The 17949-nt window shown below is 70.9% G+C and carries 20 protein-coding genes; 13 read left to right on the forward strand and 7 right to left on the reverse strand.

Features of this window, described 5'->3' with window-relative positions; translation table 11 throughout:
• Position 1: 1 nt before the first annotated feature.
• The gene (locus ACRC20_RS13735) at positions 2-403 is read left to right on the forward strand and encodes a hypothetical protein (RefSeq protein WP_438686946.1); all 402 of its coding nucleotides are present in this window, start codon (positions 2-4) and stop codon (positions 401-403) included.
• Positions 404-415: 12 nt separating this feature from the next.
• Here the strand turns inward: ACRC20_RS13735 and ACRC20_RS13740 are convergent, their stop codons facing one another.
• Together ACRC20_RS13740 and ACRC20_RS13745 are read right to left on the reverse strand one after the other, a co-directional pair.
• Positions 416-2080 carry an alpha-keto acid decarboxylase family protein gene (locus ACRC20_RS13740; protein WP_438686947.1) on the reverse strand — a complete coding sequence of 555 codons (1665 nt, stop codon included), beginning with the start codon at positions 2078-2080 and terminating at the stop codon, positions 416-418.
• A 41-nt stretch (positions 2081-2121) separates the two neighbouring features.
• Positions 2122-2256 (reverse strand): hypothetical protein, encoded by a 135-nt coding sequence (locus tag ACRC20_RS13745; RefSeq protein WP_438686948.1) that lies wholly within the window; start codon positions 2254-2256, stop codon positions 2122-2124.
• A 113-nt stretch (positions 2257-2369) separates the two neighbouring features.
• On the opposite strand from ACRC20_RS13745, the gene nhaA reads away from it, so the two are divergent.
• The 5 genes from nhaA to ACRC20_RS13770 all read left to right on the forward strand — a co-directional run bounded on the left by nhaA (position 2370) and on the right by ACRC20_RS13770 (position 6541).
• Complete coding sequence (gene nhaA / locus ACRC20_RS13750; protein ID WP_438686949.1) at positions 2370-3623, forward strand: Na+/H+ antiporter NhaA; 1254 nt, start codon at positions 2370-2372, stop codon at positions 3621-3623.
• Between the two features lie 65 nt (positions 3624-3688).
• Complete coding sequence (locus tag ACRC20_RS13755; protein ID WP_438686950.1) at positions 3689-4558, forward strand: hypothetical protein; 870 nt, start codon at positions 3689-3691, stop codon at positions 4556-4558.
• A gap of 128 nt (positions 4559-4686) precedes the next feature.
• Positions 4687-5268, forward strand: a complete 582-nt coding sequence (locus ACRC20_RS13760; RefSeq protein ID WP_438686951.1) for a hypothetical protein — start codon at positions 4687-4689, stop codon at positions 5266-5268.
• A 28-nt stretch (positions 5269-5296) separates the two neighbouring features.
• Positions 5297-5845: a hypothetical protein gene (locus tag ACRC20_RS13765; RefSeq protein WP_438686952.1), complete on the forward strand. Its 549-nt coding sequence runs from the start codon at positions 5297-5299 to the stop codon at positions 5843-5845.
• A 156-nt stretch (positions 5846-6001) separates the two neighbouring features.
• Entirely contained in the window at positions 6002-6541 is a 540-nt protein-coding gene (locus tag ACRC20_RS13770) for a hypothetical protein (protein ID WP_438686953.1), read from the forward strand.
• Between the two features lie 531 nt (positions 6542-7072).
• Here ACRC20_RS13770 and ACRC20_RS13775 read toward each other — a convergent pair.
• Positions 7073-7543 carry a hypothetical protein gene (locus tag ACRC20_RS13775; protein ID WP_438686954.1) on the reverse strand — a complete coding sequence of 157 codons (471 nt, stop codon included), beginning with the start codon at positions 7541-7543 and terminating at the stop codon, positions 7073-7075.
• Positions 7544-7735: 192 nt separating this feature from the next.
• Between ACRC20_RS13775 and ACRC20_RS13780 the strand changes: the two genes are divergently transcribed.
• Genes ACRC20_RS13780 through ACRC20_RS13805 form a run of 6 tightly spaced genes read left to right on the forward strand, consistent with a single transcriptional unit; the run spans position 7736 to position 13319 of the window.
• Complete coding sequence (locus tag ACRC20_RS13780; protein WP_438686955.1) at positions 7736-8854, forward strand: hypothetical protein; 1119 nt, start codon at positions 7736-7738, stop codon at positions 8852-8854.
• Between the two features lie 10 nt (positions 8855-8864).
• Entirely contained in the window at positions 8865-9335 is a 471-nt protein-coding gene (locus ACRC20_RS13785; protein ID WP_438686956.1) for a hypothetical protein, read from the forward strand.
• 10 nt (positions 9336-9345) lie between these two features.
• Positions 9346-10110 carry a molybdate ABC transporter substrate-binding protein gene (modA, locus tag ACRC20_RS13790; protein WP_438686957.1) on the forward strand — a complete coding sequence of 255 codons (765 nt, stop codon included), beginning with the start codon at positions 9346-9348 and terminating at the stop codon, positions 10108-10110.
• Positions 10097-10906: a molybdate ABC transporter permease subunit gene (modB, locus tag ACRC20_RS13795; protein ID WP_438686958.1), complete on the forward strand. Its 810-nt coding sequence runs from the start codon at positions 10097-10099 to the stop codon at positions 10904-10906. The genes modA and modB overlap by 14 nt, the downstream gene beginning before the upstream one ends.
• Positions 10903-11835 carry an ABC transporter ATP-binding protein gene (locus tag ACRC20_RS13800; protein ID WP_438686959.1) on the forward strand — a complete coding sequence of 311 codons (933 nt, stop codon included), beginning with the start codon at positions 10903-10905 and terminating at the stop codon, positions 11833-11835. The genes modB and ACRC20_RS13800 overlap by 4 nt, the downstream gene beginning before the upstream one ends.
• Positions 11832-13319 carry an alpha/beta fold hydrolase gene (locus tag ACRC20_RS13805; RefSeq protein ID WP_438686960.1) on the forward strand — a complete coding sequence of 496 codons (1488 nt, stop codon included), beginning with the start codon at positions 11832-11834 and terminating at the stop codon, positions 13317-13319. Before ACRC20_RS13800 ends, ACRC20_RS13805 begins: the two co-directional genes overlap by 4 nt.
• Before the next feature lie 60 nt (positions 13320-13379).
• On the opposite strand, the gene ACRC20_RS13810 is transcribed toward ACRC20_RS13805, so the two are convergent.
• The 4 genes from ACRC20_RS13810 to ACRC20_RS13825 form a co-directional block, all read right to left on the reverse strand.
• Positions 13380-14117 (reverse strand): RsiV family protein, encoded by a 738-nt coding sequence (locus tag ACRC20_RS13810; protein ID WP_438686961.1) that lies wholly within the window; start codon positions 14115-14117, stop codon positions 13380-13382.
• 5 nt (positions 14118-14122) lie between these two features.
• Positions 14123-14806 carry a hypothetical protein gene (locus ACRC20_RS13815; RefSeq protein WP_438686962.1) on the reverse strand — a complete coding sequence of 228 codons (684 nt, stop codon included), beginning with the start codon at positions 14804-14806 and terminating at the stop codon, positions 14123-14125.
• A 100-nt stretch (positions 14807-14906) separates the two neighbouring features.
• A complete protein-coding gene (locus ACRC20_RS13820) occupies positions 14907-15620 on the reverse strand; it encodes a TIGR03943 family putative permease subunit (RefSeq protein ID WP_438686993.1) in 714 nt (237 codons plus the stop codon).
• Between the two features lie 2 nt (positions 15621-15622).
• Positions 15623-16618, reverse strand: a complete 996-nt coding sequence (locus tag ACRC20_RS13825) for a permease (RefSeq protein ID WP_438686963.1) — start codon at positions 16616-16618, stop codon at positions 15623-15625.
• A 91-nt stretch (positions 16619-16709) separates the two neighbouring features.
• Here ACRC20_RS13825 and ACRC20_RS13830 point away from each other — a divergent pair, with 91 nt between their 5' ends.
• Entirely contained in the window at positions 16710-17912 is a 1203-nt protein-coding gene (locus tag ACRC20_RS13830; RefSeq protein ID WP_438686964.1) for an alpha/beta hydrolase family protein, read from the forward strand.
• Positions 17913-17949: the final 37 nt, after the last annotated feature.

The raw sequence follows: 17949 nt of genomic DNA on the forward strand, positions 1-17949 counted from the left end.
CATGCCGCTCTACGCAGTCGCGACGCGAAGCCCGTTGGCCCCCGCAGTCGCCGAGAGGGTCGCGGGGGCCGTCACGACGGCCCACGCGGAGCTGACCGGGGGCCCGCGCGTCCTGGTGAACGTGCTCTTCCAGCACGGCTACCGCCTCCGGGCCGGGGAGCGCATCGACGTCTCGGGGACCATCCGGGGCGGCGCGCGGCGCACGGACGAGCTGACGCGGCGGCTGGAGGAGCGCCTGCGCGCCGACATCGCGGAGGCCGCGGGCGTGCCGAGGGGCGAGGTCGTGGTGTCCCTCGCCAAAGTCCCCGCGAAATGGGCGATCGAGGCAGGCCTCGTCCTGCCGGAGCCGGGCACGCCCGAAGAAGAGGAGTGGAAGGCCGCCGTCGCCGCGCTCGCGGACTGAGCGGGCCCGCGCTCACTTCCTCGCGTTGGCCTCGGAGATGTGCTCGCCGACCTTCTTGAGCAGCGGCGGCATGTCCATCTTGGCCACCACGGCCTCGATGAGCACGAGCCGGTCCTGCGCCGCCCCGGCCTTCTCGATGGCGGCGCGCAGGCCGCCGACGGTGTCGACCCGGAGGGCCAGCGGGTCGGTCGTGGGCTCGAAGGCGCTGAGCAGTTTCGCGTAGTCCCAGTGGTCGATGTCGTTGTAGTGCTGCTCGGCGCCGTGGATCGCGCGCTCGACGGTGTACCCGTCGTTGTCCACCACCACGACGACCGGGTTGAGGCCGTGGCGGAGGACGACCGACAGCTCCTGCGCGGTGAGCTGCGCGGAGCCGTCGCCGATGAGCAGCACGACCCGCCGGTCCGGGCAGGCGAGCCCCGCGCCGAGCGCGGCGGGCAGGGTGTAGCCGATGGAGGCCCACAGCGGCTGGCCGATGAACGTGACCCCGGCGGGCAGCGGATGGGTGGCGAGGCCGAAGAACGAGGTGCCCGCCTCGGCGATGACGATGTTGCCGGGGGTGACCGCGTGGGCCAGAAGGTCCCACATCGAGGCCTGGGCCAGCGGCTCCGCGTCGGCAGGCTCGGGGGGCTTGGCGGCGGGCCGGGCCTGCGGGGCGGGCGGGCGCTCCCGGTCCGCGATGAGCTCGGCGAGCGCGCCGAGCGCGTCGCGCATCTCCAGCGGGGCGAACAGCTCGCCCGCGACGGTCGACTCGTGCGGGGCGATGTCCACCGTCTTGGCGGGGTCGACGCGGTGCGTGAAGAAACCGCTGATCAGATCGGTGAACTGGACCCCGGCGAGGATGAGCGCCTCGGCCTCCTCCACGCCCTCGCGCACGCGCGGCTCGCTGTTGGCCCCGATATAGATGCCGAGGAAGTTCGGGTCGAGCTCGTCCACGATGCTCTTGCCCCACAAGAGGGTCGCGTGCGGCAGCGCGCCCGCGTCGAGCAGCTTCGCGAGCGCGTCCGTGGCCCCGAACCGGTGCACGAGCAGGTCGGCGAGCACGGTCGGGCGTTTGCCGTCCAGGAGGGCCGCTGCCGCCTCGCGGAACGCGGCGAGCGCGCCGGGGCTCGACGCGTCGTTCGAGCTCGGGATGGGCGCGGCGGGCGGATAGCTCGGCACCTGCGCCACGTCGGCGGGCAGCAAGAGGTAGCCGGGGCGGCGCTGTTCGAGGACCTCGCGCAGCACCCGGTCGATCTCGCGGGTGGCGTTGGCCGGGGTGAGGCTCGCCTGCGCGCAGGTGATCTCCCGCTGGATCCGCAGGAAATGCTCGAAGTCGCCGTCGCCGAGGGAATGGTGCAGGCTGCGCCGGGCGCGCTGCGCGTCCACGGTGGGGCCGCCGCAGATATGCAGCACCGGGACGTGCTCCGCGTAGCTGCCCGCCGTGGCGTTCACCGCTGAGAGCTCGCCGACCCCGAAGGTGGTGACCAGGGCCGCGATCCCGTTCAGGCGCGCGTAGCCGTCGGCCGCGTAGCCCGCGTTGAGCTCGTTGACGTTGCCGACCCAGGCCAGGTCGGGATGCTCCACGATGCGGTCGAGGAACGCGAGGTTGAAGTCCCCCGGCACGCCGAAGACATGCCGCACCCCGAGCTCCGCGAGCCGGTCGACGAGGTAATGCCCGATGGTGTACGACTTGGCCATGCCTCGATTCTGCCGGATCGCGGGCCGATCCGCCGGGGGAGCTAGCCGATGCGCCGGAGGGCGAGCATGGCGGCGAGCCAGGAGCCCGCGAGGGCGAGGACGAGGACGAGATCGGTCACAGGGCGAGGATGCTCCCCCCGCGCCCCCGATTCCCGGCGCGGCAACGCGCTCTTCACGGCCCGCGCGGGAATTTTGACGCGATCTTGACGCTGCCCGGTAGACTGGGGGAGTACGTGGTGCGCCGGGAAGTCTGGTCGGCTTGACCGAACCGACCCCGCAAGGAGCCGCGATGCCCCCCTTCCCCTTCCGTTCCCAGGACGCCTTGCTGCGCCGGGGCTCCTTCTGGGAGAGCCGCCGCATCGCGCGGCTCTTGCGCGAGGAGACCACCTCCGGGGCGCTCCTGCTCGTCGCCGCGTTCCTCGCGCTGCTCTGGAGCAACAGCCGGTGGGGCGACGGCTACCAGCGGCTGCACGACTTCGCCTTCGGCCCGACCTCCCTCGGCCTGCGGCTGTCGGCCTCGGACTGGTGCGCGGACGCCCTGCTCGCGGTGTTCTTCTTCGTCGCGGGGCTCGAGCTCAAGCGCGAGTTCGTCGCCGGGGACCTCAGCGACCCGCGCCGCGCGGCCCTGCCGGTGTGCGCGGTCCTCGGCGGGATGTCCACCCCGGCGTTGCTGTACACGCTGGCGAACTGGGGCTCTGCCGGGCGGGGCTGGGCGATCCCCACGGCCACGGACATCGCGTTCGCGCTGGCCGTGCTCGCGGTGATCAACACTCACTTGCCGTCCGCGCTGCGCACCTTCCTCCTCGCCCTCGCGGTGGTGGACGACCTGGTCTCGATCGTCATCATCGTCGTGGTCTTCTCCAGGAGCCTGAACTGGGCGGCCCTGGGCGTCGCCGCGCTCGCCGTGCTCCTGTTCCGCGCGCTGCTGCGGCGAGGGGCCAGGCAGTGGTGGCTGCTCGTGCCGGTCGCGGTCGTCGCCTGGGCGGCGACGCACGCCTCCGGGGTGCACGCCACCGCCGCAGGCGTGGCATTGGCCTTCATGGTCCCCGTCAACAAGGACGAGCAGGGCGAGTGCCTGGCCGAGAGCCTGCAGCACCGGCTGCACCCGCTCTCCGCGCTCGTCGCGGTGCCGCTGTTCGCGTTCTTCGCGGCCGGGGTCAGGATCGGCGGGCTGCGCGGGGTGGAGGCCGCGTTCGCCGACCGGGTGACGCTCGGGGTGATCCTCGGCCTGGTTGTCGGCAAATGCGCCGGGGTGTTCGGCGCGACGTGGTCCTTGGCCCGGTTCACCCGCGCCGAGCTGGACCCGTCGCTGCGCTGGCTCGACGTCTTCGGGGTGGCCCTGCTGGCCGGGGTGGGGTTCACGGTGCCCCTACTCATGGGCGGGCTGGTGTTCGGCGAGGGCTCCGAGCAGGAGGGGCACGTGAAGATCGGCGTGCTCGTCGGGGCGATGGCCGCCGCCCTGCTCGCGGGCGTGGTGCTGCGGCTGCGCAACCGCGCGTACCGGCTGCTGGAAGAGGAAGAGGCAGAAAACGCGCTCGGGTAGCGCCGGAGGAGCGCCGTGCGGGTAGGATACGAGCGAGTCTGAGGAAGATCGCCGGAGGATGAGGGATGACGGCTTCACAAGAGAATCTGCCGCCCGCGAGGACGCCGAAACCGCTGGAGGAGCGAATCCGCATCCTCGACGAGGAGCTGCCGAAGCTGCGCGTGGGCGGCGAGTCGGCGTGCAGGCGGGTCTCGGTCACCGTCGGGCACGAGCGCAGGCTGCTCGACGTGCGGCTGGCATGGGACGCGCTCGCGGACGAGTTCGAGCTGGTGCGGGGGCCGCGCAACGAGCCGCTGGGCCATGTCGCGCTGGCCCGGATCGTCGAGACGGCGGTGCACGCCGCGATGGGCGGCTACGGGCAGGCCGTCGTGGACGCGATGCACGAGTCCAAGCCCAAGAGCGCCTCGCTGGAGAACCAGTACTACGACGAGTACTGGGACCTGCCCGAGTGGGAGCGCCCGGACTCGGTGGACGAGTACATCCGCCAGCGCAAGGCCGAGCAGGGCGGGCCGGTGAAGCCCGAGGACCAGTTCCGCGCGGACGAGAAGGCGGCGGCCGAGCGGATCAAGGCCGAGGTCGGGGAGCTGTCGGATCTGAACCCGGACAAGCTGCGGGTGACCGAGTCGTGGATGACCAACGAGGCGGCCGAGTCGCGCGAGCGCTACGCCGAGGTGGTCCGCCAGCTGCAGGCCTTCGACCCGTCCACGGTGCAGGGCGTCGGCAAGGACGACCCCCACAACCCGCAGGTCACCGTGACCGTCTCGATGGCCTCGGCGTTCGCCCTGGAACTGGGGGAGCGGGTGTGGAGCGCGCCGGGGTCCAGGCTCGGCGAGGCGGTCGTGAGGGCCGCCGCCGCCGCGCGCGCGGATTTCGCCGAGAAGATGGCACAGGGCGGCCTGACGTTCTGGAAGGACCGGGAGTCCGCCGAGCGGTGATAGCGGGGCCGGTGAGGACGGCGCGGTATCCGATGGCGGTTGTCGCGCGAGGGGGTTGACGGACCCATATACTTGTGCAGGAGGCCTCGCGCGGTGGGGACCGGAGATCGTACAAGGAGCGGGACGAGATGAGCACAATCAAATCCGGGAGCGGGGACCTCGCGGGCGGGGGCCGCACGAACGTCTATATGGACTTGCTGGCGGAGGTCAGTCCCAAGCACGAGTCGTTGAAGACTTTGTTGGACGAATTGGTCAAGCAGTGGCAGGAGTCTACCGAGCGCTACCACGCCGCAGCGGGCTCGGACAATATCAACGGCAACCTGCAGCAGCAGTCGGCGCAGGCCAAGCAGGACTCCGACCAGCACAGCAAGGCGACGGGAGACCGGACGCAGAAGACGGCGGACTCCTCGAAAGAGGCGCATCAGAAGTACGAGGGCACCGAGGGTGACAACAGCACGGCCTTGAAGGATCTCAACAAGGACATACCCGGGGGCTTTCAGGCTCCTGCCGCGACCCAGGGCGGGGCCACCACTGCGGAGTTCCGGACTCCCGCTTCGACCCAGGGCGGTGCGAACTTCCAGACTCCTACGTCGACTCAAGGCGGACTTGGCGGTGGGAGCTTTACGACTCCTGCCTCGACCCAAGGGGGACTGAATGGCGATGTGTTCCGGACTCCTGCCGCGACGCAGGGCGGGCCGGTCGAGGTCTAGCGTGCGCGGTGCGGGGTTGGAGCAGAGTATGAAGGTTGTCGCGAAGGCGGCTGTGCTTGGTCTGGCCGGGCTTGCGGCGGTTGGTGTGACGGGCTGCAACCGGGGCGGCGGGGCTGGCAGCGCGACGACTGTCGTCCAGCAGGGCGCTGCTGGTGCCGCAATCGCCACTTCTCCCAGTAGCTCCAGCGGAGCTACTGCGGGCGTTACTCCAATCAACGATCCGAAAGAGCTCTGCCATCAAGTTTTGGTGAAAACAAGAGGCTTAAGCAATGCGGTGCAGGCGTTTTGGAAGGTTGTCGCAGGCCGTAGCGGATGGTCGGACACAGACCTCGATGTGTCGGATGCTGTTTCACGGGTAGCGAAAGAGTCGGAGCAAGTGTTTCCATCTATAGATGGCATCGTCGGGAAGGGTGCTTCGGGTAAAATTGCGGATTCTTCGGAAAATTACCTGAGAACGCTAAAGATATTTTCTAATGCCATAACTGAGCAGCAAGATTCCAGTGCTCTCAATTCTGCTGCAAGTAATTTCGGGCATGCTAAAGATGCGCTGACAAGCGATTGTAATGCTACTGGGTGATTTCCGCCCAGGCATTGGTCGCTTGGAGGCTGGGGGTGCGGGGTGTTGATGTGGTGCGTATACTGATGGGGATCGTTTGGCAGTGCGCCCGATTGGGCGACTGGAGGCGTGAAACTGCAGGTCCGAGAATTGACTGAGAAAGCTAAGGAGCAGGGTATGAAGGTTGTCGCGAAGGCGGCTGTGCTTGGTCTGGCTGGGCTGACGGCGTTCGGGGCCGCTGGCTGCAACCGGGGCGGCAGTGGTGGCGGCACGACGACCATCATTCAACAGGGGGGCGCGGCGGTGGCTTCCTCCAGCGGCTCTAGCCCAGGTCCTGCGAGCGTCGGTCCAATTAACGACTCGAAAGAACTTTGCCACCAGGTTTTGTTGAAAACTAGGGGCTTGAGCAATGCATTGAGCTCATTCTGGAAGATCACCTCCAATCGTGACGGCTGGTCGTACACGGATTCCGATTTGGGTGATGTTGTTTCTCGTGTGGAAAAGGAATTCGAGCAAGCTTTTCCAGCATTGGATGGTATTGTCGGGAAGGGTGTCTCTGTCGATATATTTGATGCGGCGAATAATTATTTAAAAACAATCAAATCTTTTTCGACTGCAATAACCGAACAGCAGCATAATGATAAACTGAATCCTGCTGCGAGTGATTTTGGACATGCGAAAGATAAACTGAGTGATGTTTGTAGCGCGACTGGCTAATTATTCATCATTCCGGTTATGTGACCATTAGGTAGGAGGGTATTTATAATGGCTGCACCGCAACCTGATTTCGGCATTCTGAATGATGTCATCAAGCCGCATTGGCCTGATGCGGACGAGGCCGTCTTGGCGCAAGAGGCTGATCTGAAAAAAGGCCTGCTGGGGGGCATCCAGAGCCTGCTTGATCTGATCGACTCGGATGTCTATGGTTTGAAGAAGCAGGCGGTGTCGGGCTCGGACTCCGAGCAGGGGGTCACCGAGGAGCAGCAGAAATACCTCTCGCTCAAAGAGAACTGGCTCGGTCAGATGAAGAGCCAGGCCGGTTTTGAGAAGATGACTGCGTCTAATGTGAAAGACGCTCGTGGGCAGATATCGAAGACGGCGACCGATGCTCTGGCGCAGATCGCTCAACTGCAGAAGGCGCAGGCAAACCAAAGTTTAGCTAGCCAGTTTAAGGATTTTTTTGGGGTCACGGACTCGCAGGCCGAGCTTGAGGCGCAGATCTCGAAGATCAAGGGCCAAGCGGGGAAGTCAGCTGAAAGCCAGCAGTCCGATATGAAAGGCTTTAACGACGGCCTGTACACGGGGAGTCTGTATACCCCTGTATCTATTAGTTCCGGGGATGCAGATTTCCAGAAGCAAGCCTTGGCTCAAGGTGACACCAACCTCTTCCAGCAGGTAAGCAGGAATGAGAGTGCTCCTGCTAATTTTCAGCAGGCAAACAAGGCTGAGAGCACATCTAATTTTCAGCAGGCAAACAAGGCTGAGAGCACATCTAATTTTCAGCAGGCAAACAAGGCTGAGAGCCAGGCTGATCTGCAACAAGCAGCGGCTCAGCAAGGCGGCGGCGGTGGTTCTGGCGGTGCTGGTGGTCAAGGCGGTGGTTCCGGCGGTGGTTCCGGTGGTGGCGCTGGCGGTAAAGGCGGTGGCTCGGGTGCTGGTGGTGCTTCGACCGGTCTTCAGTCGGGCGCGGCGCTCGCGGAGCATGCGGGAGCTGGGCATGCTGAGGCCTCGAAGATCAGTGGCGCCGAGGGCGGCGGTCGCGGGGGCATAGGCGCTCCGTCTATTGGCGGCATCGGTGGCGGTCCTGCTGCTGGTGGTGCTGGCGGCGGTCCTGCGCGTATTGGCGGCATCGGCGGCGGTCCTGGTGGTGGCGGGGAGGCTTCTCGGACTGGCGCGCAGGGCGCGTCGGCGGTGGAGAAGTCGTCGGGCTCGGGCTCGTCGTCTGGTTCGGGTTCGCAGCAGGGCTCTGGTTTGAGCCGTGGCGGCGCTGGTGCGGGCGCTGGCGCTGCTGGTGCGGCGACGCATTCGCAGTCGGCGCAGCAGGGCGCGCTCCGCGACGCGATGAAGGGCGACACCGCTGGCGGGGCTTCGGGCACGGGGCGGCATTTGGACCAGCAGAACCAGGCGTTGGGCACGGCGAAGGTGACGGACTTGTCGCCGACGGCGTTGCAGTCCGCGCACGGGGAGACGGCGAAGGTGGCCTCGGCGTTCTCGGGTTTGGAGGGCATGATTGCCTCGACGCACCCGGCGGCGGGCGCGCCTCAGCTCGCGAGCTGGATCGTCACGGGCGGCACCGTGGAGGGCGCGCGGCGCGCGGGCTTCCTCGCGGACGGGGTGACCTGGGGCTGGGTGCCCCAGCCGCCGTTCCAGCACACGGGCCTGGACGGGTTGGTGTTCTTGTTCGAGGACATGCGTGTGGCGCCGAACCCGCAGTCGGGGGTGTTCCGCCCGGTGGCGGCGCGGGTGACCACGACGGGCTGGCTGGGCGAGATCGACCCGGCGATGCGATTGCCGGAGGGCACGCGGATCCTGGACCGCTCGACGGCCCCGGCCGCGACGGACCATGTGACCGACACGGGCCTGCTCGCGCGGGGCCTGGCGCGGTGGCTGCTGGAGAGCGGCCTGGACGGGGACGCCTCGTGGCGGCTGGTCGCGGTCTGCTTCCTTGCGGAGCCGGACGCGGAGACGGTGGACGGCTTGCTGCGCCTGCTGCACCCGGTGGAGTCGTATTGGGAGGGCCGCCCCGGCTACGAGGCGAACGTGCCGCAGGCCGCGGTGGCGGACGCGCAGACGCTTTCCTCGGAGGAGCTGGAGGTCAAGGCGAAGGACCCGTTGCGGCACGCGACGGATGTGGCGCGCTTGGCCCCGGACGGCCTGTACGACCCGACGGGCCTGCCCGCGAAGGAGGCCGAGTGGTACCGCAAGTCGGCGGAGCGCGCGCAGAAGCCGCAGTTGACGAACGCCCGGTGGAAACAGGAGCTGGACCAGTACCTGCGCGAAGAGCGCGGCGGCGGCTCGGCGAACTGGTAGGAGGGGCGAGATGACGCATCCGTTGCAGCTCGCGAGCCCGGTGCTCGCGTCGGCGGTGGGCTCGGTGGCGAAGGAGAAGGCCCCGTCTGTGGTCGCCGCGCTGGCGCGGGAGGGCGTGTCGAGCACCTCCGCGTACACGCAGGGGCCGGTGTGGGGGCCGTTGTACGGGGCGCTGGCGAACAGCGGCGCGGACGTGAACAGCGCGGAGTTCCGCACCGCCCGCGAGGCCGCGCAGGGCGAGCTGCGCTCGCACGAGATCGACGGGCTGGAGCTGCTCGCGCGCCTGGAGGGCCGCGTGGCGGCCAAGCCGGGCGAGCTGCCCCCGACCCGTGGCGAGTACGAGAACCACCGCAACCTCACCTGGCGCCTGCGCGCGATGCTGCTCGCGCTGGGCGACCCGTACCAGAGCCAGCTCCTCGACATCGCGCACTGCCTGCGCAACGGGGGCATGACCGAAGCCGACATCACCGGCAGGCTCTAGACTCGAAGCCATGCCGAACGCGTGGAGAGCAGCCGCGTCCTCGGTCGTCGCCGTGGCCGCCCTCGCCTCCTGCTCGCCCGCGCAGGCCCCGGCGGGGACGAGCATCACGGTGTTCGCCGCCGCGTCGCTGCAGAGGGTGTTCACCGAGCTCGGCGCGCAGTTCGAGGCGCAGCACCCGGGGACGCGCGTGACGTTCACCTTCGCCGGGTCGCCCACGCTTGTCGCGCAGCTCGACCAGGGCGCGAAGGGGGATGTGCTCGCTTCCGCCGACGAGGCGAACATGGCGCACGCCCAACAGAAGGGCCTGGTCCGCGACGTGCGGCTGTTCGCGTCGAACCATTTGGTGATCGCCACCGCGCCGGGCAACCCGAAACATATCGCGCGGCTCGCGGACCTCGCGGACCCCGCGCTGTCGGTGGTGGTCTGCGCGCCGCAGGTGCCCTGCGGGGCGCTGGCCGGGCGCGTCGAGGCCCAGGCGGGGGTGGCGGTCCCGGCGAAGAGCCAGGAGCCCTCGGTCACCGCCGTGCTGACGAAGGTGACTTCGGGCGAGGCGGACGCGGGCCTGGTGTACAGCACGGACGCGAGCGCGGCGGGGGAGCGGGCGACGACGGTGCCGATCCCGGAGGGGGACTCGCTCGCGACGAAGTACCCCATCGCGGTGCTCTCCCAAGCACAGGAGCAATCCCGCGCCGAGGCGGCGCGGCAGTTCGTGGGCCTGGTGCTCGGCCCGCAGGGCCAGGAGGCGTTGGCGAAGGCGGGCTTTGGCGCGCCGTGAGCACGCGGGCGCGCCCGCGCCGCTGCTCCTGCCCGCCGCGTTGGGCCTCGCGCTGGTCACCCTGCCGGTGCTGTGCCTGCCGCGCGGCGTCCCGCTCGCGGCGCTGCCCGCGCTGGCGCGCTCGTCGGCCGCCCGGGAGGCGCTGCGGCTGTCGCTGGCCACCACGGTCTGCGCCACCGCGCTGGTGGTGCTGGTGGGCGCGCCGCTCGCGTTGGCGCTGGCGCGCTCCGCCCTGCCGGGCAAAGGCGTCCTGCGCGGGGCGCTGCTGGTGCCGCTGACTCTGCCGCCGGTGGTCGGGGGCATGGCGTTGTTGTCGGCGTTCGGCAGGCGGGGCCTGGTCGGGCGGTGGCTCGACGGCATGGGGGTCCAGATCGCGTTCTCGACCACGGCGGTCGTCCTCGCGCAGGCCTTCGTGGCGCTGCCGTTCTTCGCGCTCGCGTTCGCGGGCGCGCTCACGGCGGCGGGCGAGGCGCCCGAGCGCGCCGCCGCCGCGCTCGGCGCGAGCCCGTGGCAGGTGCTGTGGCGGGTGACGCTGCCGAGGATGCGCCTCGCGATTGTCTCCGCGACGGCTCTCGCCTTTGCCCGCGCGCTCGGGGAGTTCGGCGCGACGCTGACGTTCGCGGGCAGCTTCCAGGGGGTCACCCGGACCTTGCCGTTGGAGGTGTACCTGGAGCAGGAGGTCGACCCGGCCGCCGCGCAGGCGCTCTCCTTGGCGTTCCTCGCCGTCGCGGTCGGGCTGGTGCTGGTCACGCTGTGGGCGGGGCGCAGTCGCCCCGGACAGGACCCGGTCGCATGAGCGCCGCGTCCGCGCTGGCGGTCGACGTGGCGCACGAGGGCCGGGGCGTCGAGGCCGCGTTCGAGGTCCCCGCCGGGGGGTGCGCCGCCGTGGTCGGGCCGAACGGCGCGGGCAAGTCGAGCCTGCTCGCGATGGTCTCGGGCTCGCTGCGCCCGACGCGGGGCCGGGTGCTGGTCGGGGGGCGCGATGTGGCCGCCCTGCCGGTGTGGCGGCGCAAGGTCGCGCTCCTCGCGCAGCGGGCCGTGCTGTTCGAGCATCTGGACGTGCTGGACAATGTGGCGTTCGCCCCGAGGGTCGCGGGGCTGGGCGCGGCGCGGTCGCGGGCGCTGGCGCGCCAGTGGCTGGCGAGGGTCGGCGCGTCCGAATGGGCACGGCGCCGCCCGCACGAGCTCTCCGGCGGGCAGGCGCAGCGCGTCGCGCTGGCGCAGGCGCTCGCCGCCGAGCCGGACGTGCTGCTGTTGGACGAGCCGTTCGCGGCGGTGGACGTGCCCGCCGCCGCCGAGCTGCGGGCACTTGCGCGCGGGCTGCTCGCCGGGCAGACCTGCGTCTTGGTGACGCACGACTACGCCGATGTGGCGACGCTCGCGGACGTCGTCGTGGTCCTCGACGCGGGCCGGGTGGCGCAGACGACCGGCCCCGAGGGGCTCGCGGCAGACCCGGCCACCGAGTTCGCGGCCCGGCTCGTGGGGCTGAACCGGGTCGGCTCCGCGTTGTTCCCGCCGACGGCGGCCTCGGTGGTGCTCGACCCCGGGGCCCCGGCGCGGTACCGGGGCGAGGTCGTCGGCGTCGTCTCGCACGGGGAGGGCCTGCGGGCGCTGTGCCGCGTCGAGGAGTGCGTGGTCGAGGTCCAGGTGGGCCGCGAGCTGGCGCAGCGGCTGGAGCCGGGGACCCCGGTCGGCGTCTCGGTCGAGGAGGATTGGTCGCGATGAAGGTCCGAACCCGGCTCCGCAGGGCTGCGGCGTTCGCCGCCGTGCTGCTCAGCGGCGCGGCCTGCGCCGTGCCGCCTGCTCCACCGCCGCCGCGCCCGCCGCAGGCGGCCCAGCCCGAGCCTGCGCCGTTCGACCCGGAACCCGTCGCGTGGGGGCCGTGCGGGGAGGGGGTCGCCCAGCCGGGGGAGCGCTTCGTGCTGGACTGCGCCAGTGTCGCGGTCCCGCTCGACTACGGCCGCCCCGACGGGAGGAGGATCGCGGTCGCGATCTCCCGCACCCGCGCCAAGGCGGCGCACGACCCGCTCGGGCCGCTCTTCGTGAACCCCGGCGGGCCGGGCTCGCCGGGGCTGTCCACCGGCCCGCATCTCGCGGCCGAGATGCCGCCCGAGGTGGCAGACCGGTTCGACGTCATCGGCTTCGACCCGCGCGGGACCGGCCGCTCGGGGCAGGCCCTCTGTGTGGACGCGGCGGCGATCGACCGGCTCGCCGCACTGCCCGACCTGCGCCAGCCCGGCGCGGCGGAGCGGGCCGAGGCGGCGCAGCGCGCCGTCAACCAGGGCTGCGTCGCGGCGCTCGGCCCGGCCGCCGCGCACGACGGCACGGAGGAGGCCGCCCGCGACATGGAGTCCGTGCGGCGCGCGCTCGGCGCCCCGCAGATCAGCTACCTCGGCTTCTCCTACGGCACGTTCCTCGGCGCGGTGTACGCGCACCTCTACCCCGGCGCGGTGCGGGCCATGGCGCTCGACTCGCCGGTGGACTTCACCCGCCCGAGGGCAGAGTTCTTCGACGGGGTCGTCGCCTCGTCGGACGAGGTCTTCGACCAGTTCGCCACGTGGGCCGCGCGCAGTCCGCAGGCCGCGCGGCTCGCGGACCTGCGCCCCCGCCTCGCCGCGCTCGTCGCGCGGAACCCGCGCGCGGTCGACGTGCGCGACATTTTCGGCAAGCTCCGCCGCTACGAGCAGTGGCCGCAGCTCGCCGACGTCCTGGTCCGCGCCCTCGACGGCCTGCCCCCGGCTCCGCCGAAGCCGCCGAGCCTGCCGGGGGCCAGCGCGCTCCGGGCCGTCTGGTGCGACGACCAGCCCGCCGCCCTGCGCGTCGACGCGGCGACGGCGGCCCGCCTCGCGGGCGAATGGTCCGAGCGCAGCCCGATCTTCGGCGCCTCGTTCGCGAACCAGAGCTTCCCCGGCCTCCTCGACTGCGCGGGATGGCCCGAGCCCGCGCGGCCCGCGGCCTCCATCGACGCGACCGGCTCCGCCCCGCTGCTCGTCGTGAGCGGCCTGCACGACCCGAACACCCCGCACAGCTGGGCGGAGGCGTTCGTCGCCGCGACCAAGACGGGGGTCCTTTTGAGCACCGCGCGCCCCGGCCACGCGCAATACCTCGGACAGGACGTCGCCGAGGGGTGTTTGAACCGGGGAGTCGAGGAGTATTTGACCGCCCTGCGGCTGCCCGCGCCGGGCACGGTGTGCCCGATCGACGGGTAGCCGCAGGCGCCGGGCTCAGCGGTGCTGGGTTTACCGATACTGGGTTTACCGATACTGGGTTTATCGGTATTCGGGCCGGAGGGTGTCCCCGAACGCGGCGAGCGGGATATGGGTCGTGAACGCCCCCGCGTTCACCGGGCCGACGCGCTCCTCGGGGAGGTAGACGACCAGCTCCGTCGGGGTCAACGCGAACGTCGTGTACGTTCCCGTGTTGTAGCCGTTGCCGATGGAGAGCTGGTCGAGGCGGGCGTTCTTTGGGGCGTATCGCAGCACCAGCGGGGTGATGGCGCTCTGCAGGTTCGTCCCGGCTTTGAACACGTCCCCGATCGCGAGCCTGCGGTGCTCGGCCAAGTCGAACGTCATCGTCAGATACGCGTCGTTGGGGTGCGCGCCCCCCAGGTCGGCCAGCTCGTGGAACACGAGGCTCTGCACCGAGGCGGAGTGCTGGTGCTTCTGGTGCTCGAAGATGTCGGCGGAGGCCAGGCTCTGCGGCGCCGAGGAGATCGACGAGCGCAGCGCCGAGACCCGCCCCTTGATGAACGCGGCGAGCTGGGACTCGGCCCACGCGTCGCCGAGCAGGTCCTCCGGCACCGGGCTGCTGTAGCTGATCGCCCGGTCGGCGGACAGGTTCTCTTGGAACTCGCAGCGCGGCTCCTGGGTCTGGCGCGGGTACTGGCCATGCTCGCGCCACGTCCCGCCCGCCGCCGCGCACACGCCTGCCTGGTCGGCGGAGGCCGGGGCGGCCGCGAGCCCGCCGAACGCCCCCGCCGCGAGCAGCGCGCAGACGAGCAGGCGCATGCCGGTCAGCGCTGCGCGGGCGCCAACGGCCGGAACGGCGTGACGCCTGTGGTCGGCGCGGGCGCGGTCGGCTTCGGCACAGTGGTCCCCGGAGGGGTGGTGGCGACAGGAGGGGTGAGGCTCGTCGGAGCGGTCGTCTCGGGAGTGGCGGTGGCCGTCGGAGCCTGCACCGTCGTCGAGGTCAGCGCGGAGCCGTCGGGCGGCACGGGCGCGGGGTTGTCGGGCTGGACGACGACCACGGGGGAGGAGGACGAGGACAGCGTGAAGGTCTGCGTGAGCTTCTGCGTCACCGGCTGCCTGCTCCCCTTGGTGAACGCGGCCTCCGTGAAGACGACCGTCCGCGCGGTGCCCGCAGGCTGCTCCTCGTAGGTGACGCCGACGGCGACCTCGCTCTGGTCTCCCGCGATCTGCCCCTGGTAGTGCTTGATCCGCGTGCTGATGTACGTCGCCAGCTGTTTGCTCGCCGCCGGGTCGTCCGCCACGTCGGACGGATACTCGAACTGCAGCTGCAGCAGCGAGCTGCCCGACGACTCGGGGGTCAGCTCGCACGCCGCGCGCCCGGTGATCTGGATGAACTCGCTGCGGTCGGACCACAGGCCGTCGAGGCCCGCGCAGACGCCCGCCCGGTCGGCCTGCGCGGGGGCTGTCGCCAGTCCGCCCGCGGCGGCGGCCACGATCACTGCTGTCACTGCTCTATGCGTCGTTGCTCTAGGCTGCATAGCCCGCTACGGTACCCGGCTCACCTGTGTGTTCGCTGGACGGCTCCGTGCTGGACGGGTGGCCGGAGGGTCAATGCTCGTAGGGGTCCTGCGGGGCGGGGACGGGCTCGACGTCGACGACGCGGACCGTCGGGACGTTGTCCGGGTCTTCCCGGACGCTGCCGGGCACGTACGTCCCGACCACGCGGACCCATTGCTTGTCCGCCAAGTCCTGCGCCGCGAGGCTTGCCCCGGAGCCGGCCGGGAGGTCGAGCTTGACCACCGCCGCGCGCGCGTCCGCGACGCAGCACCAGATGAACACCCTCGCCAAGTACAGCCCGTCGGGAAGCTTGCGGACGAATCCGACGAGCGTGACCGACGCGCCGTCCAGCGTCCCCGGCGCGTTGATCGCGCGGCCGACCAGGTCCAGCAGCTTCAGCTGTGGCCTGCCGGGCGGCAGCGGGGGGAAGTCGTGCGCGTCGGACGCGGCTGTCTCGGCGATCGCGGGACGCTGGTCCACCGTCAAGACCGGCGGCGGCGCGAAGAGCAGCACCAGCGCCGGGACCATCAAGAGCCACCCCATGCGGGTCGAGTGCTGGTGCCCGTGGGCAGGCTCGCGCTGCGGGCCCGAGCGGAAGCTGCGCACGATGAGCGCCACGGCCAACACGACGGCCGCCGCCCCCGCCGCCGTGAGCCACGGCCCCATCGAGGGCTTCACATACCGCGCGTACATCCCGTTGAGCGAGATCTTGACCAGGGCGCCGCCGACGAGCAGCAGGATCAGGTGCTGGGTCTCGCGCCGCATCGTCACCGACCTCCCCCGAACACCACGAGGCCCGTCGCGGTCGCCAGCGCGACCGCCGTCGCGAAGACGACCGCGTCGAGGCGCAGCGTGAATTTCGCCCCGAACAGCCCCACGTGCATCGCGACGAGTTTGAGGTCCACCATCGGGCTCACCACCAGGAACACCAGCTGCGCGGTCGACGGCATCGTGGTGAAGCTCGCCGCGACGAACGCGTCCGCCTCCGAGCAGACCGAGAGCACCACCGCGAACACGGCCATCGCCGCCACCGCAGGGACGAGGTTCCCGCCGAGCGCCACGAGCCACGAGGCGGGGACGAGGACGTGGGCGACCGCCGCGAATCCGGCTCCGACCACGAGGAACGAACCCGACGAGAGCAGGTCGGCCTGGGCCGCCTCGAGGAACCGGTCGAGGCGCGAGCCCCCGCCGCCGTGGTCGTGCCCGTCGCGCGCGGCCCCGTGCGCGGGCTGCCCGTCCGCGTCCTTCTTCACGAAAGCGAGCCCGACCAGCCACGCAACGAGGAGAGAGGCCCCGAACCTGGCCAGGGCCATCTGCGGGCGGTCGGGGAACGCCACCAGCGTCGCCGCGATCACCACGGGGTTGATGGCGGGGGCGGCGAGCAAGAACGCGATCGCGGCGCCTCGCCCCGTCCCCGAGGCGAGCATCCGCCCCGCGATCGGCGCGGACGCGCACTCGCAGGCGGGCAGCCCGATCCCGGCGAGGCCCGCCGCCAGCACCCGCGCGTTCTGCCGAGCGGGGAGCAGCTCGCGCAGCCGGTCGCCCGGCAGCAGCGCCGCGATCAACGCGCTCACCACCACGCCCAATGCGACGAAAGGGACCGCCTGGACGAAGATTCCGGAGAACACAGTGGCCGCCGTCGACAGCGCGGGGTGCGCCTCGAACGCCCCGGACACCTGCTCGGCGAAGACGACGAACACCAGCAGCACGGCGGTGAACACCCAGACCGACGAGAGGCGGACGGAGCTGGCTCGGGCGGGCACGACCGCCAGGGTAGCAACTCGAACGGGCAGGCGCAGAGGCTCTACACTGTTGGACGTGCGAAAAGCCTGGCGTCGGTTCGCGAGCAGATGTGTGGCCTCAGCGGCCCCGTTGGCCATTGTGGCGAGCGGCGTCCTCACCGCGTGCGAGGAGAGCAAGCCTGCTTCGCCGCCGCCCCGCCCCGCCCCGCCCGTCACGGCGACGACCACGACGACCCCGTTGGCGAGCCTGCCGCCCGGCACGAAGCTCCCCGCCGACGCGGCCGCTGCCGCGTGGAAGGGCCTCCTGCCCCCCGGCGCGGACGCGACGCTCATCCGGTACCGCTCCACCTCGGGGATCGACGGCTCGGCGACCGACGTCGGCGCCGTGGTCCTCACGCCCGCGGGCCCCGCGCCGGAGGGCGGCTGGCCCATCGTCACCGTCGGCCACGGCCTGACCGGCACGGCGGCGGGCTGCGGCCCCGCCGAGCACCCCGAGCTCGCCAGCATCTCGGCGCGGATCGTCCCCTTGGTGAAAGCGGGCTACCTCGTCGTGATGAGCGACTACCAGGGGCTCTCCGGCTCGGGGACGCACCCGTTCCTCGACCCGAAGACCGCCGCGTACAACCTGATCGACGCGGTCGCCGCCGCGCGCCAGCTCGTCCCCCAGCACTCCAACAAATGGGCGGCCCTCGGCCACTCCCAGGGCGGGCAGGCCGCGTGGGCCGCGTTGGAGCACGCGAAGGAGTACGGGAAGTCGTTCCAGTTCGTCGGGGCCGTGGCGCTCGCCCCCGCCGTGCAGGACACGGAGTTCCTGGACGCGGCGCTGGCGGGCCAGCTGAGCAAGGGCCAAGAGTCGGTGTTCCCCGCGCTGATCGCCGGCTATCTCGCGAAACACCCCGAAGGCAAGTGGGAGGACTTCCTCTCCGGGGCCCTGCTCGACAACCACGAGGCCTTCACCTCCTGCGCGCCGGAAAATCTGGGGCGCCGGGCCGAGCTCACCGCCCAGATCGCCCCGTCCGACGCCGTGCCCGCCACGCCGGAGGCGCAGGCGAAGCTCCGTAGCTGGCTCGAAGAGATCGAGCTGCCGAAGACAGCGGGGGACGGGCCGCTCCTGGTGGTGCAGGGCGCGAACGACGAGCTGGTCCGGCCCGAATGGGTCAAGGAGGCGGTGCAGCAGGGCTGCAAGCTCGGCCTTCGCGTGCAGGAGATCGTGCGGCCGGGCCAAGGCCACGGCGTCGAGGACGACAAAGATGTGCTCGACTGGCTCGCCGCCCGGTTCGCCGGAGACCAGCAGGCGCCCAGCAGCTGCGAGTGAGCGAATGACCGGTTGCGGGCGGGGCCGTCGCGAGTAG

The organism is Segniliparus sp. (assembly GCF_051660745.1).
Classification (GTDB): Bacteria; Actinomycetota; Actinomycetes; order Mycobacteriales; family Mycobacteriaceae; genus Segniliparus.